This window comes from Corallococcus llansteffanensis (genome assembly GCF_003612055.1).
Lineage (GTDB): Bacteria > Myxococcota > Myxococcia > Myxococcales > Myxococcaceae > Corallococcus > Corallococcus llansteffanensis.
The window spans coordinates 1-13750 of the sequence record NZ_RAWB01000258.1 but is presented as its reverse complement, the minus strand read 5'-3'; the positions used below and the strand labels follow the sequence as shown (position 1 = coordinate 13750).

At 71.1% G+C, this 13750-nt stretch carries 13 protein-coding genes and 1 pseudogene; 7 read left to right on the top strand and 7 right to left on the bottom strand.

The window, feature by feature from the left end; translation table 11 throughout:
* Window positions 1-106 precede the first annotated feature (106 nt).
* The 5 genes from D7V93_RS23225 (at window position 107) to trxA (ending at window position 4994) form a co-directional block, all read left to right on the top strand.
* Window positions 107-763, top strand: coding sequence for an LON peptidase substrate-binding domain-containing protein (locus tag D7V93_RS23225; protein ID WP_208723119.1), 657 nt, complete (start codon window positions 107-109; stop codon window positions 761-763).
* Between the two features lie 140 nt (window positions 764-903).
* Window positions 904-2796, top strand: coding sequence for an NAD(+) synthase (nadE, locus tag D7V93_RS23220; RefSeq protein WP_120645493.1), 1893 nt, complete (start codon window positions 904-906; stop codon window positions 2794-2796).
* A 191-nt stretch (window positions 2797-2987) separates the two neighbouring features.
* Entirely contained in the window at window positions 2988-4067 is a 1080-nt protein-coding gene (locus D7V93_RS23215) for a hypothetical protein (protein WP_208723118.1), read from the top strand.
* A 183-nt stretch (window positions 4068-4250) separates the two neighbouring features.
* A complete protein-coding gene (locus D7V93_RS23210; protein WP_120613881.1) occupies window positions 4251-4574 on the top strand; it encodes an FKBP-type peptidyl-prolyl cis-trans isomerase in 324 nt (107 codons plus the stop codon).
* A 36-nt stretch (window positions 4575-4610) separates the two neighbouring features.
* On the top strand, window positions 4611-4994 hold the full coding sequence (gene trxA, locus D7V93_RS23205) for a thioredoxin (RefSeq protein WP_120645492.1): 384 nt from the start codon (window positions 4611-4613) through the stop codon (window positions 4992-4994).
* A 33-nt stretch (window positions 4995-5027) separates the two neighbouring features.
* Here the strand turns inward: trxA and D7V93_RS23200 are convergent, their stop codons facing one another.
* Window positions 5028-5903, bottom strand: a complete 876-nt coding sequence (locus D7V93_RS23200; protein ID WP_120645491.1) for a hypothetical protein — start codon at window positions 5901-5903, stop codon at window positions 5028-5030.
* Window positions 5904-6019: 116 nt separating this feature from the next.
* On the opposite strand from D7V93_RS23200, the gene D7V93_RS23195 reads away from it, so the two are divergent.
* On the top strand, window positions 6020-8512 hold the full coding sequence (locus tag D7V93_RS23195) for a TonB family protein (protein WP_120645495.1): 2493 nt from the start codon (window positions 6020-6022) through the stop codon (window positions 8510-8512).
* Window positions 8509-9342, top strand: coding sequence for a hypothetical protein (locus tag D7V93_RS23190; RefSeq protein ID WP_120645490.1), 834 nt, complete (start codon window positions 8509-8511; stop codon window positions 9340-9342). Before D7V93_RS23195 ends, D7V93_RS23190 begins: the two co-directional genes overlap by 4 nt.
* Before the next feature lie 15 nt (window positions 9343-9357).
* On the opposite strand, the gene D7V93_RS23185 is transcribed toward D7V93_RS23190, so the two are convergent.
* The 6 genes and pseudogenes from D7V93_RS23185 to D7V93_RS45120 form a co-directional block, all read right to left on the bottom strand.
* Window positions 9358-9894, bottom strand: a complete 537-nt coding sequence (locus D7V93_RS23185) for a Uma2 family endonuclease (RefSeq protein WP_158623829.1) — start codon at window positions 9892-9894, stop codon at window positions 9358-9360.
* 119 nt (window positions 9895-10013) lie between these two features.
* Complete coding sequence (locus D7V93_RS23180) at window positions 10014-10991, bottom strand: Ig-like domain-containing domain (RefSeq protein WP_120645488.1); 978 nt, start codon at window positions 10989-10991, stop codon at window positions 10014-10016.
* Between the two features lie 143 nt (window positions 10992-11134).
* On the bottom strand, window positions 11135-11887 hold the full coding sequence (locus tag D7V93_RS23175) for a putative metal-binding motif-containing protein (RefSeq protein ID WP_120645487.1): 753 nt from the start codon (window positions 11885-11887) through the stop codon (window positions 11135-11137).
* A gap of 114 nt (window positions 11888-12001) precedes the next feature.
* Window positions 12002-12646, bottom strand: a complete 645-nt coding sequence (locus D7V93_RS23170) for a hypothetical protein (protein WP_120645486.1) — start codon at window positions 12644-12646, stop codon at window positions 12002-12004.
* A gap of 123 nt (window positions 12647-12769) precedes the next feature.
* On the bottom strand, window positions 12770-13234 hold the full coding sequence (locus D7V93_RS23165) for a hypothetical protein (protein ID WP_244237457.1): 465 nt from the start codon (window positions 13232-13234) through the stop codon (window positions 12770-12772).
* Window positions 13235-13413: 179 nt separating this feature from the next.
* Window positions 13414-13750: pseudogene (locus D7V93_RS45120) on the bottom strand (hypothetical protein); the annotation flags it as partial.

Here is a 13750-nt window from a genome sequence, read left to right as displayed (position 1 = left end):
GGAACCGGGGGCCCTTGCCACCGGGCGTCCGGGGCCGGGTGCCTGCCTGATTGGAATGCGACCCGTGCCCCGCGGGCTTAGAACACCAGGAAGGATGCCCGGACCCATGACCGCTCAAGAACGCGTGGAAGGCGCCGCCAGCGCGCTGAAGGTGTTTCCCCTGCCGTCGGCGGTCCTGTTTCCCCACACCGTCATTCCCCTGCACATCTTCGAGCCCCGCTACCGGGACCTCGTCCGGGACGCGCTCGCCACCGACCGCGTCCTGGCCCTGGGCCAGCTGGAGCCCGGGTGGGAGGGGAAGTACGAGGGCCGTCCCACCCTTCAGCCCATGCTGTGCGCGGGCGTCATCGTCTGGGACGAGCAGGTGGAGGACGGGCGCTACAACATCCTCCTGCAGGGCGTCAGCCGGGTGAGGCTGGTGGAGGAGCTGGCCCCGGACAAGCTCTACCGCCAGGTGCGCGCCCAGGTGCTGCCGGACGTGTCCTACACGGGCCCGGAGGAGGAGCAGCTGCGCCAGGCCGTCTTCGAGCTGGCGGGCCGGGTGCCCCCCTCGTTCGCGGAGAACCTGCTGCCGGTGGCCGCGCGCGCGGGTGGGGGCATGCTGGCGGACGTGGTCGCCTCCGCGGTGGTGCCGGAGCCCGGGCGGCGCCAGGAGCTGCTGGTGGAGCTGGACGTCCGGCGCCGGCTGGAGATGGTGCTGGAGGACCTGGGCGACCTGCTGAGCCAGTTGCAGCCGGTGCGCCCCAGCGGTCCGCTGAACTAGGGGGGCGTTTCCGGAACCCGGGAGCTCGCGAGCTCGGGGGAACTGAACGGCGCAGGCGCGCGGGCTTCACGCGCTGCTTGCCCTGGCCACCCCTCCCGCGCATTGCTGGGCGCCCCCCCTTCCAGGGAGAGCGACGCACCATGCGGCTCGTGAAGATTGGCATCGCCAGCGTCAACACCACCGTGGGCGCCTTCCGGCAGAACACCGACCGCGTGCTGGACCTGGCGCGGAAGATGGCGGCCGAGGACGTCACGCTGGGCGTGTTCCCCGAACAGGTCATCGCGGGCTATCCCGCCGAGGACCTGGTGCAGTGGCAGGGCTTCATCGACCACCAGTGGCCGGAGCTGGAGCGCTTCGCGAAGGAGACGGCGGCGCTGCCCCTGGTCTCCATCGTGGGCGTGGGCATCGCCCAGCAGGGCGTGCGCCTCAACTGCGCGGCGGTGGTGGCGGGGGGCCGGGTGCTGGGGCTCGTCCCCAAGGAGAAGCTGCCCACCTACAACGTCTTCTACGAGGGCCGCACGTTCGGCCACGGCCAGCCGGGCATGGCGGAGACGCACCGGGGCGTGCCGCTGGGGGACTACCTCTTCCAGTTCGACTTCGGCGTGGTGGCGCCGGAGGTGTGCGAGGACATCTGGAGCGCGGACGGCCCCATGCGCCGGCGCGCGTACTCGGGCGGCGAGCTGGTGGTGAACCTGTCCGCGTCGCCGTTCCGGCTGGGATTCTGGGACACGCGCCGGGAGCTCATCGCCACGCGGGCCTCCGACCACCAGGTCACCATCGCCTACTCCAACGCGGTGGGCAGCAACGACGGGCTCATCTTCGACGGCGGCGGCTTCATCAACCAGAACGGCCGCCACGTGCTGGAGACGCCGCGCTTCCAGCAGGGCTACTCCACCGCGGTGGTGGACCTGGACCGCACGCTGCGCCTGCGCACGGAGAACACCACCTGGCGCGTGGACCGCGAGTCCTGGGTGTCGTCCGGCGGGCAGAAGGTGCCCACCGTGGACTGCACGGCCGCGGTGAAGACCCAGCGGGAGAAGCTCTCCTACCCGGTGCCCGCGCACCGCAGCTTCTTCCTGCCCGCGCCGGACACCCGCCGCACCGCGCGCGTGGCCCTGTGCGAGGACATCCTCGACGCGCTGTCGCTGGGCGTGGGCGACTACTTCGAGAAGACGCGCGCCTTCAAGCTGTTCGGCATCGCGCTGTCGGGCGGCCGGGACTCGCTGCTCACGCTGCTCATCGCGCACCGGTACGCGAAGCGCGCGCGGCCGGAGAACCCGGGCTCGCTCATCCAGGCGTTCTACATGCCCAGCCCCTACTCCAGTCAGCAGACGCGCGACGCGGCGGAGACCATCGCGCGCGAGCTGGGGGTGCCCTTCCAGGTGGTGTCCATCGAGGAGGCCTTCGAGCGGGAGAAGGCCGCCGCCCAGCAGATGCTGGGGAGCGCGAAGCTCACGCCCATCACCGAGCAGAACATCCAGGCGCGCATCCGCGCCCAGCGCATGTGGAACTGGAGCAACTCCTGCGGAGGGCTGTTCCTGCAGACGGGCAACATGAGCGAGAAGTCCGTGGGCTACACCACCATTGGCGGTGACCTGATGGGCGCGCTCGCGGTCATCGCGAACGTGCCCAAGACGGTGGTGATGTACCTGCTGGACTACCTGCAGGAGACCACCGGCTACGAGGGCATCCGCAAGGTGCTGGCCAAGCCCGCGGGCCCGGAGCTCGCGCACGACCAGGTGGGCGAGGAGGAGCTGATGCCCTTCCCCATCCTGGACGCGTGCTTCTACCTGCACGCGGGCGAGAAGCTCACGCCGTCGGAGATGCGCACCGCGCTCACCGCGATGTTCCCGGAGGTGGAGGCGGCGCACCTGGGGAGCTACGTGGACCGCTTCGTGAAGCTGTTCCACCAGTCCATCTACAAGTGGGTGCAGGCGCCGCTGTCGCTGCACATCGGCAACCTGGACCTGGACCGTGAACGCGCGCTGCAATTGCCTGTCGTCACCGGCTCCGGGTGGCTGCGCGACGCCTGATGAATGTCTGGGATTGACGGTGGGCAGGGGGGCGTACGAGCCCCCCGCTCCCGTGAAGTGGCTCTGAAACCACGCCTCCTCCCCTGGAGGGCGGCCGGGCAGGTCAGCTGTCTGTGGTGTCCTGTCAATGCCTTGCCGGAAGTCCCGCTCAAGACAACCTTCATGTCAGTCAGTCGACGATGGAGGGTTGGATGAAAGCGAAGATTCTGGCGGGCGCCATCGCGGCGCTCATGTACGGGACGGGCGCGGTTGCGGCGGAGAAGGATTGCCCCCCGGGGCAGGCCGCTGTCCACAAGGACAAGGGCCAACAGGAGATGACGGCGCAGGTGTCTCCAGGGACGGTCCAGGAGGAGGATGATCTCACCATCGAGGAGGCGCCCGCGGACGATTCGCTCCAGGGCACGGGAGGCAGTGGCGAAGCCCAGGACCTGGGGAGCAGTCAGCAGGGCGTGAGCAGCCCCAGCGCTGCCCAGGGAGGCAGCGGCGCCATCTACCTGAACACGCCGCTGCGCTGCGAGCCGGTGGAGCAGTCGGGAACGGGTGGCAGTGGTGGCGACATCGCGCCGCAGTCGAGCCAGCCCGCGATGCCTCCGCCCGCGCCGGTGGAGCCTCCGGCACCTCCGCCGCCTCCGCCCGAGTCGTCGGATGCCACGGGTGGCAGCGGCGTAGCCGCGCCGCCGGCGGCCACGGACTTCAGCTCCAGTGAGGAGGTCCAGCCGCTGGAGGTGGAGAAGAAGGACAAGAACGACAAGAAGGGTCTGACGCTGATGGTGGGCGGTGGTGTGGAAGGCTACACCGGCGCCCTGGCTCCCCAGATTGCTCCCGGCCCCACGGCGGCCGTGACCGCGTCGCTCAAGCCCACGTCGGTGCTGGGCATCGAGGTCGGGTACACCGGCGCGTTGAACAACGTGAAGGGCCCGGGTGACGAGAGCGGCTTCGACGGTCCGGACCTGGTCCGCAACGGTGGTCAGGCGGCCCTGACGCTCGCGGTGTCTCCGTCGGCGGTGCAGCCGTACCTGCTGGGCGGCATCGGCATCAGCAACTACCACTTCCGGTGGGGTGAGTCGCGGGGCTTCAGCGACGACACGGTGGGCAACCTGCCCGCGGGCGTGGGCGTGCGCGGCCACTTCGGCAGCTTCACGGCGGACCTGCGCGGCTACTACAACTTCCTGTTCGACAAGCAGTTCGCTCCGAACATCGAAGCGGGTGGCAGCGACCCGTCGGGCGGTGGCAGCTACGCGACCACCCTCAACGTGGGTGGCACGTTCTGACCTGAAGTCTGAATGACGACATCCATGGCAGGAGTTGGCGGCGGGGTATCCGGATTCGACCGGGGCCTCGCCGCCACTCTCTTTTTTCCGGTGACCGGGCGGGCATTCAGGGCGGCGGGAGGCAGCGCCCGGCGTTAAAGTGCGGATTTTTCCAGGGCGGATTCCCGCCAAGGAGTCACGCGCATGAGCTTGAAGACCGAAGACGTGAAGGTGGGAACCGGGGCCGAGGCCACGAAGGGCAAGACCGTGACGGTGCACTACGTGGGCACGCTGACCACGGGCGCCAAGTTCGACAGCAGCCGCGACCGGGGACAGGGCTTCACGTTCCCGCTGGGCGCGGGACGGGTCATCCAGGGCTGGGACCAGGGGGTCGCCGGGATGAAGGTGGGCGGCGTGCGCAAGCTCACCATTCCGCCGGAGCTGGGCTATGGCGCGGGCGGCTTTCCTCCCGTCATCCCCCCCAACTCCACGCTGCTGTTCGAGGTGGAGCTGTTGGACGTTCGTTAGCACCCGGCAGTCACGACCTGGAAAAGAGAGGCTGTCATGGCGACGCTCGAAATCACGAAGGACAACTTCAAGGAGACGGTGAGCAATGGCGGCATCGTCGTGCTGGACTGGTGGGCCACCTGGTGCGGCCCGTGCCGGGCGTTCGCGCCCGTGTACGAAAGCTCTTCGGAGACGCACAAGGACATCGTGTTCGGGAAGATCGACGTCGACGCGCAGCCGGAGCTGTCCAGCGCCTTCGAGGTCCGGGCCATGCCCACGCTGATGGTCTTCCGCGACGGCATCCTCCTGTTCGACCAGCCGGGCGCGCTGCCCAAGGCCGCGCTGGAGGATCTGCTCCGGCAGGTCCGCGCGCTGAACATGGAGGACGTGAAGCGCGAGGTCGAAGCGCAGCGCGCCTCCAAGGAAGCGCCCAAGGCCTGACGTACCGCCGGGGCCTTGCCTGCCTGGAAGGCCCTACGGCGCGGCGACGGTGCAGACGCCGCCGCCGTTCAGGTGCGCCTGATCCACGATGCTCTGGGTGACGAAGGCCTGGAGCGTGCGCAGGTCGTAGGCGCCGGGTTGGTAGACGACCGGCTGGCCCTGGGCATCCGTGAGGGTGCCTCCGTCCAGCCCGTGCAGGTCCAGCAGGTCCTGGGACGCCAGCCCCTCCGGCGTGATGGCGTGGTGCTCATCCGCCGTGGCGGCGATGGCCTCGAAGCGCAGCTGCACGCCGCGGTGGGTGCCCAGCCGGTCGTAGAACATGTGCTCGGCGTGGATGGTGACCTCCGCCTCCGCCACGGAGCCCTCCGGCACGACGAGCCCCTGGGTGCCGTCCACGCCGTTGATGCAGTCCACCATCCGCGTGTGGACGGGGAAGCCCATGCGGAAGGTGTAGAGGCCCCGGGTGGGGTCGCGGTGCTGCGCGCGGCCCTCCACGAAGTAGCTGAAGCCGCGCTCGCGCATCATCGCCAGGTCGTCGGCGGACACCGAAGCGCCCGCCACGGTGCGCGCTTCCGGCGGGCCCACCCGGAAGGCCACGCCCCAGCGTCCTGCCTCCAGCCCCGTCAGCGCGGTGAGCGGCGCGTCCCCCTTCTGCACGTCCACCAGCACGTGCTCCTGCGTCGCGCGCACGTCGCCGGACGCGGACGTGAGGGTGAAGTCCCCCAGGGACACCAGGTACTTGCTGAACTGCACGGACCACTGGTCCTGGAAGAGGTGGTCGGCGTAGCCGCGCTGCGTGCCGTCCCCTCCGCTCAGCGTCACCCGCACGTCGCCCCGGGCCACGGCCTCGCCGCACCCGGAGGCCCCCAGGCTCCACGCCGCCAGCAGCAGCTTCCATCGAATACTCATGCATCAGGTTGGTATTTGTAACCAAGTTGCAAGTCAAGGTCGTTTCGCGTATCCACGGCCGCTGACTGGAGCGCCGCCTGTGTCGGGTGGGCTTGCGTGGAGCGAGGTCGTTGCCCGTGTTCATCCCGACGCTGGTGCTCTGGCTGCTGAGCGCGTCGCCCGAAGCGCCCGTGATTCCCCCCGTGCTCGTGGAGGCGCCGCCGCCCGTGATGCCGGCGGATGTGCCCGCGTTGACGCAGGCCGTGCGGGTGGTGCTGCGGCTGACGCTCGACACCGGGGGCGAGGTGTCCCGGGTGGAGGTGCGCGAGTCGGGCGGGGAGGCGTTCGACCGGGCCGCGATGGCGGCGGCCACGCACTGGCGCTTCGAGCCCGCGCGCCAGGGGGACGCTCCGCTGGAGGTCCAGGTGGACGTGCCGGTGATGTTCGAGCCGCCCGCGCTCCCGGAGCCGGCTCCGGTGGCGACCGCGCCGGAGGCCCCAGAGGCCCCGGAGGCCCCAGCGCCTGCGGACGCGAAGGCGCCGGGGTTCTCCACCACGGTGCGGGGGCGCTCGGTCGCGCCGCCTCCGGTGGCGGTGGGGGACTTCCACATCACGGTGGGGCAGCTCGCGGACGTGCCGCGCAACTCCGCCACGGACCTGCTGCTGCTGGCGCCGGGTGTGATGCTCGCGAACCACGGTGGAGAGGGCCACGCGGAGACGGTGTATCTGCGCGGCTTCGACGCGGGCGAGGGCAAGGACGTGGAGCTGCGCCTGGACGGCGTGCCCCTCAACGAGGTGTCCCATGCCCACGGCCACGGCTACGCGGACACGTACTTCATCATCCCGGAGCTGGTGAAGTCGCTGCGCGTGACGGAGGGGCCCTATGATCCGTCCCAGGGCGACTTCGGCGTGGCGGGCACGGTGGAGTACCAGCTCGGGTTGGAGCGCCGGGGCATCACCGCCTCCGCCAGCTACGGCAGCTTCGCGTCGCGCCGGCTGTCGCTGGTGTGGGGACCTCCCGAGTCCACCGACGCCACCTTCGTGGGCGTGCTGCTGCGCCAGGGCCACGGCTTCGGGCCCAACCGTGCGTATGCGAACGCGGGCGTCATGGCCCAGACGGAGCTGCGCCTGGGGCCGGAGACACGGCTGCGCCTGTTCGGCGCGAGCTACGGCGCGCGCTACTCCACCGCGGGCGTCGTGCGGGAGACGGACGTCGTGGATGCGCGGATGCCGTGCGCTCCGGACGCGGGCTCGCAGTTCTTCTGCCTCTACGACCCGAACCAGGGCGGCGCCAACCAGCGACACATCGCCTCCGTGGAGTGGGTGTCACGGCTGGAGCGCGGGGGACGCTTCGTGCAGCAGGCCTTCGCGGTGTCCCGGCAGATGCGCAGCCGCGAGAACTTCACCGGCTTCCTCCAGGACACGCCCCCCATTGGCGAGGCCCAGCGCGGCGACAACACCGAACAGTCCTACCAGGGCACCACCGTGGGCCTGCGCGGACGCTATACGCCGGGGCTCGTCTGGGCGGGGCAGCCGCAGCCAGTGGAGCTGGGCTACGTGGCCCGCTACGACACCGTGCACACCCGCGCGCGGCGCCTGCGCGACAAGGGCGGCGCGCCCTACGCCACCGTCTTCGACAACCAGGTGCGCACCACGAACCTGGGCGCCTACCTGTCGCTGCGCGGCAGTCCGCTCTCGTGGCTCACGCTCCGGGGCGGCGTGCGCGTGGACACCTTCCTGTTCGCCGTGGAGGACCTGAACCGTCCGGACTCGGACCGGCAGGGCTCGCGCATCCCCGAGGAGTCGGTGGAGGCCTACGGCTTCTTTGCCAGCCCTCGCGCCACCGCCGAGGTGCGCCTGTCGCCCCGCCTCACGTGGCTCACCAGCGCGGGCCTGGGGGCGCGCTCCAGCGACGCGGCGGGCCTGTCCGACGCGGAGTTCGCACCCTATGCGCGGGTGACCTCCGGGGAGACGGGGCTGGGCTGGCGCTGGGGGGATGAGGCGCACGGCTCCACCGTGGAGGCCCGGGGCGCGGTGTTCGCCACGCGCGTGTCGCAGGACCTGGTGTTCAGCGAGACGACGGGGCGCAACCAGCCCATCGGCCCGTCGCAGCGGCTGGGCGCTTTCGGCAGCGTGCGCTGGCAGTGGGAGGAGCGCCTGGACGTGCAGGCGAGCCTCGCGTGGGCGCGGGCCACGCAGCCCCTGCCCGGTGCGTCGTCGTGGCGGCTGTGGGACGGCACGGTGCTGCCGTACATCCCGCAGGTGCTGGGCCGGGTGGACGCGGCGTGGCGCGGCACCGCCACCGTGCTCCGGCAGGACGTGGGGTGGAGCGTGGCGCTGGGACACAGCGCCATCGGGCCCCGGCCCCTGCCGTTGGACCGCTACAGCGCGCCCATCTTCCTCTTCGACGTGGCGGCCCGCGCGCGCTGGCGCGCCGTGGAGCTGGGCCTGTCGGTGGAGAACCTGCTGGACGCGCGCTGGCGGGAGTCCGAGTTCAACTACGTGTCCAACTTCCGCGGCCCCGACGCGCCCGCGTCCCTGCTCGCCACACGCCACTTCTCCGCCGGTGCCCCGCGCACCGTGCGCGGCACCCTCACCGTGTACCTGGACCTCCAGGAGGACAAGCCATGACCTCCCCCGTGCGCCACACCCGTCGTGCCTTCACGCTGCTGCTGGGCGGTGCGCTCGCGGGGGGCGTCAACGCCTGTGGGCTGTCCGGCACCGGAGGCCGGAGCATCACCTTCCGCATGGGCCTGCGCACGGCGCTCGCGCCCGGGGAGGACACCGTCGGCGTCTTCACCACCGACACCGGCTGGCGCGTGGAGCTCACCACCGCGCGCATGGTGCTGGGCCCCCTCTACCTGTTCGAGAAGGCGTCGCCGCTCCAGCCCCAGGCCCTGCTGCGCCGCCTGGGCGAGGTGCTGCTGCCTGGTGCGCACGCGCACGAAGGGGACTTCTTCTCCGGTGGCCGCGTGCTGGGAGAGTGGGACCGGGAGGTGGTGTTCGAACTGCTCGCGGGCGGGGGGCAGGCGCACGTGCTGGGACGCTCCCCGGGCATCGCCGGGGTGGCGCGCTCGCTGTCGCTGCTGCTCCAGCCGCCCTCCCGCGCGTTGGGGGTGGAGGGCGACGTGATGGAGGGCCACTCCCTGGTCCTGGCGGGGACCGCGACGCGCGCGGAGGTGCGTGTGCCCTTCCGACTGGCATTGGACTTCCCGCCGCCCGTGGAGCTGCAGCGCGTGGACTTCGTGCCCATCCTGGCGGACCTGGACGACGAGGGCTTCTTCGTCCTGGAGCTGCAGCCGCACCGCTGGTTCACGGGCACCCGGTTCGAGCGGCTTCCGCTACCCGCGGGTGGCACTCCCGTGGAGGTGGGACCGGAGACCCAGGTGCACCGCGCGCTGAGCGTCAACGTGCGGCGCTTCGACGCCTTCACGGGCGCGTGGGAACCTCCGGAAGCGTGACGGGGACGGGGCTCCTCAGCACGGCGGCCAGAACGGCGACAGCGCCAGCTCCACGCCCTCGAAGGGTTCGGCGCGCACGCGCTCCTCGCCGACGAAGGCGTGCTTCAGCACCCAGCGCTCGTGGTCCAGGCGGAACACCTCCAGCACGTGGTTCACGGGGTTGATGACCCAGGCGTGCTGGATGCCCGCGCGCGCGTAGCGCGGCAGCTTGGTGGCCAGGTCCAGCTTCGCGCTGGCGGGGGACAGCACCTCGCAGATCCAGTCCGGCCTGTGGTCGATGAAGGCACCAGGGCCCATCGTCGCGGGGCGTCCGCCCACCCAGCCCGCGAGATCCGGCACCAGCACGTCCTGGCCCATCAGCAGCCGGGGTGCGGCGGTCCACCACCAGCCCGCCGGTGCGCGGCCGAGCAGCGAGGTCAGCCCCTTGCTGCGCGCGGTCGGCGGAGAGGAGATGTAGAGGACTCCATCCAACGCTTCGCCCACGAGGTAGTGGGGCAGCGTCTGCACCTCCTCGTGCGGCGGGAGGGGCTTGCGGGCAACGGGGGGACGCATGCGGTGGGCCTCCGGGCGAGACACCACCGTAACGAGGGCACCCTGTCGCGGCATCGGACCGGCGGGGAGGGCAAGCATGTCCTGGTGGACGCTGGGCCTGCCCCCCAGACGTGTGGCCGTTACTCGCGCTCCAGCACGAACTGGAACGTCTCCGCCGCGGTGGGACCGAACTGGAGCAGGTGGATCTGATCTCCCGGTTCGGAGGTGAATGTCACCGTGTGCGTGATGCCGGCGCAGATGAACCGCGCAGGTGCGAGCACCGACGCCACGTCCGTCCCGCCCGCCGTGTCGTTGGTCACCTTCGTGGCCACTTCCTGGTCGAGGTAGAGCGTGACGCGCTCGGCGTTCACAGGGTCGGAGATGAAGCCCGTGTAGCCGCCGAAGCCCGTCTCACCCGCGCGCAGGGTGACGGCGTAGCGGGTGTGGCCGGTGTGCGTGTCCGGTGGGAAGTCGAAGGGCGTGCGGCCCGCGGTGACGGCCTCCGGCGTGTTGGCGAGCGTGTGCGTGCAGGCGTGCTCCAGGACCGGGTCTCGCTCGCCGGTGGTGAAGTCGAGCGCGCCGTCTCCCAGGCCCATGGTGCCGGGGTCCAGGGCGAGTCCGGCCCCGTCCCGCAGCGCGTCCAGCTCCACGGTGTAGCGCGTGGAGACCTCCAGCGGTCGGGTGCTCTCCTCGGTGCGAGGCACGGTGACGGTGAGCGTGCGTGCGTCCGCGGACCAGGCGCCGGTGAGCACGCGGGCCGGCACGGTGGGGTCCGTGCGATCGCGCAGCGTCACCCGGGCGGCGGAAGGATCCATGGGCTCGCTGAAGGTGAGCGTGAGCACCTTGCGGAAGGCGATGAGCGGCTTCTCCCCGGACGTGTCCGAGTACAGCTCCAGCGGGTAGACGTCCGTGGCGCCCTCGGTGGGCTGGGACGTGGTGACGGTGACGGTGGAGACCGGGTCGGTGCCCGCATCGGCTCCGGCGTCGGTGCCGGCATCGGAGCCCGCGTCCGTCTGGGTGCCGGCATCTGGCGTGACGATGGCGGGCTCGTCATCACAGCCGGTCAACGTGAGGGTGGCGCAAGCGGCGAAGAGGAAGGCGGCGGAGGAGAGGCGCATCGGGAGGGGTCCTTCAGGGCAGACACGCGCCGGGCGGAGGGCACGCGAAGAGGCCCACGCCGGAGCACCCATCCGAGGGAGGTGCTCCAGCGTGGGTGCGGACCTGGGTTCAGGCCCGCGTCAGGGGAGGTCGATGCGGTCCGCTAGCACTGCGACCCGTCGCAGTTGTCGTCGATGCCGTTGCCACAGACCTCCGTGGCGCCCGGGTTGATGCCGACGCCGGAGACCGGCGTGTCGTTGCAGTCGAAGCGCTGCGTCGTGTAGCCGGAGGGCGGCGTGCACGCGGTGTAGACGGACGTGGCGCTGTTGCCGTACCCGTCGCCGTCCGCGTCCTGGTAGTAGCGCGTGCGCGAGTCGTCGAGGAACTCCGGCACCACGGTGAGGGCGTTGCCGGACGCGGGGCCCGTCGCGACGATGTACGTCGTGCCGGCCGTCAGGTCATGGACGGACACGTACACGAGCGAACAGCCGGAGGAGGACACCGTGTGCGACAGCGCGACGGCCACCGTGGCGCTGGTGCTCCCGTTGATGACGGTGAACGGCACGTTCTGCGTCCGGTAGAACGCATAGGAGCCGGTGGTGGCCGGCACGTACGTCACCGAGCCCTCCGCGCCGGAGGGCAGGGCGAGGTCGTAGGCCTTGTGCTTCGTGCTGATGGCGGGCGCGCTGGTGGTGCGCGTGGCGCTCGCCGTGCGGGCCAGGTGGTCCGTGGGGTTGCCGGAGTGGACGCACGCGTGCGTGGTGATGCCCGTGCCCAGCGACGTGCAGCTGGCCTCCAGCGCCTGCGTGTCCTGCTCCTCGAACAGGGGCTCCGGCGTGGGCTCTTCCATCGGGCCGCAGGCCATCAGGCCGAGCGACAGCAGCGCGCCCAGCGCGATGCGCTTCATCTTCATCATGGGGTTGTTCCTTTCGGGATGCCGGGCGCGGGGTGCCAGGCGGCCCGTGCCGCCGGTGCGCCCGGTGGCCCTGTCATGCATTAATAGTAACTTGGTTGCAATAGTGTCCCGGATTCACGGGAGGTGTTCGATGACGAGCCCGAGCTCCGTGGGCTGGGTGGGGCCAAAGGAGACGGTGTACTGGACCTTGTCGGTCAGCTCGTAGCCGACCATCTGCTTCAGGCCGTCGCAGAAGGGACCGGTGGGCTGGGTGCCGACGGGCTCCACGACGCGCTCGCCCTCCTTCACGGTGACGGCGACGTCGGGCGTGCTCAGGTAGAGGACGAAGTCGCCGGTGGCCCACGCCTTGAAGTTGAACGTGCCCACGGACAGGCCGCTCTCCTGGCGCAGCTTGACGGTGTAGTGGGTGTGGAAGTCGTCCACGCGTGGCCGCCGGTCCGGGGACGCGGTGACGGTGGCGAAGGGGCCATTCGCGACGTGCCAGCAGGCGTGCTCGCCGTCGTCCCCGAAGTCGAAGTCCTCGCGCGGCACGTAGGTGGGATCCGGCGCGCAAGACAGGTCCTGCTCACTGGCCAGGTAGCCCCGGTCGCAGTGGCACCAGTCACCTTCCTGCTCCCGGTGGATGTGGCCGTGGGGCGCGCAGGGGTCGGTCTGCTCTTGCGGCGTGCCGCCGTCGGGTTGTTGGGAGTCGCTGCCGCCACAGGCGGTCAGTGCCGCGATGCAGCCGGCCAGGAGGAAGGCTCGGGACGGGAGGCGCATGGGCGGACTTCCGGGTCGGGGTGAAGTTGTAGATGCAATCGAGGTACATGGGAATCTGGATGTCGGGAAGGCCCGGAGACGCGAAGGCGTTCCCGGGCCTGGCTTCAAGCGCTCCTGGAGGGGTTACTCCTCGGAGTGGGCGTGCCCGGTCTCCTCGATGACGAGGAGGAAGGAGGCGGCCTGGGGGACGACGGCGGCGAAGTCCACGCGGTAGTCGATGCCTCCCTCGAGGTCCGCGGTGACGGCGGAGCGCAGGCTTCCGCAGACCTCCTGCGGAACGCTGTAGTGGCACTCCAGGCCGACCTCCTCGTTGGTGGCCGCGTTGACGACACGCACGGCGCGGTAGCCGGAGGTGAGGAAGGCGTACTCGGTGGACTCCTCGGGCGTGAAGATGACGGAGCCCGCGTAGCCGAGCGTCCACCGCTGGTAGGTGATGGCCGGGAGGGTGACGTTGTATGCGGTGTGCTCGACGCTCACGTCCACGAAGGACGGACCGCCCAGGGGCGCCGCGGTGACGGACTCGAAGGGACCGTATTCGGCGTGGGTGCAGGAGTGCTCGGCGGCTTCCGCCAGCTCCTCGGTGTCCACGCAGGCGGCGATCAGCTCCGACTGCTGGGTGACGGGGGCCGCCGTCTCCGGGGCCGTCTCCTCGGTGGCGCCACAACCGGCGAGCAGGAAGGCCGCTCCGGCGACGAGGAGGGCGTGGGGGGACAGGTGCTTCGAAATGGGGGCTCCTTGGGATGGGTGCTGCGGGGTGAGATCGGGGGCTAGGAGCGGTCCGGGCGAAGGACGAGCCAGGGGACCCGCACCTGTCCCGAGTGCAGGCGCTCGGGCGGAAGCTGGAGGTGGGCGCCGTGGGCGCTGGGGGCGAGGCTGGAGGCGCGCTCCCAGGCCGCGCGGAAGGACGCCTCGTCAGGGAAGGTGACGTGCGAGACGCAGCCGGCGGCGTAGCAGTGGGGTGGCTCCGTCTGGACGGGCCGCGCGTCCGGAGGGAGGCGCCCGTGCCAGGTGTCCAGCGCGGCGCGGGCCTCCCGCGTCCATGGCTCCCCGCTGTCACCCGAAGCCCGGAGCTCCGCGAGCACCGCGTCGCGGCGGGCCTGGGGG

Excerpts from the sequence above, each read along its gene's own strand:
- D7V93_RS23225 (WP_208723119.1), top strand. The coding sequence starts at position 107 with ATGACCGCTCAAGAACGCGTGGAAGGCGCCGCCAGCGCGCTGAAGGTG.
- nadE (WP_120645493.1), top strand. The coding sequence starts at position 904 with ATGCGGCTCGTGAAGATTGGCATCGCCAGCGTCAACACCACCGTGGGC.
- D7V93_RS23215 (WP_208723118.1), top strand. The coding sequence starts at position 2,988 with ATGAAAGCGAAGATTCTGGCGGGCGCCATCGCGGCGCTCATGTACGGG.
- D7V93_RS23210 (WP_120613881.1), top strand. The coding sequence starts at position 4,251 with ATGAGCTTGAAGACCGAAGACGTGAAGGTGGGAACCGGGGCCGAGGCC.
- trxA (WP_120645492.1), top strand. The coding sequence starts at position 4,611 with ATGGCGACGCTCGAAATCACGAAGGACAACTTCAAGGAGACGGTGAGC.
- D7V93_RS23200 (WP_120645491.1), bottom strand. The coding sequence starts at position 5,903 with ATGAGTATTCGATGGAAGCTGCTGCTGGCGGCGTGGAGCCTGGGGGCC.
- D7V93_RS23190 (WP_120645490.1), top strand. The coding sequence starts at position 8,509 with ATGACCTCCCCCGTGCGCCACACCCGTCGTGCCTTCACGCTGCTGCTG.
- D7V93_RS23185 (WP_158623829.1), bottom strand. The coding sequence starts at position 9,894 with ATGCGTCCCCCCGTTGCCCGCAAGCCCCTCCCGCCGCACGAGGAGGTG.
- D7V93_RS23180 (WP_120645488.1), bottom strand. The coding sequence starts at position 10,991 with ATGCGCCTCTCCTCCGCCGCCTTCCTCTTCGCCGCTTGCGCCACCCTC.
- D7V93_RS23175 (WP_120645487.1), bottom strand. The coding sequence starts at position 11,887 with ATGATGAAGATGAAGCGCATCGCGCTGGGCGCGCTGCTGTCGCTCGGC.
- D7V93_RS23170 (WP_120645486.1), bottom strand. The coding sequence starts at position 12,646 with ATGCGCCTCCCGTCCCGAGCCTTCCTCCTGGCCGGCTGCATCGCGGCA.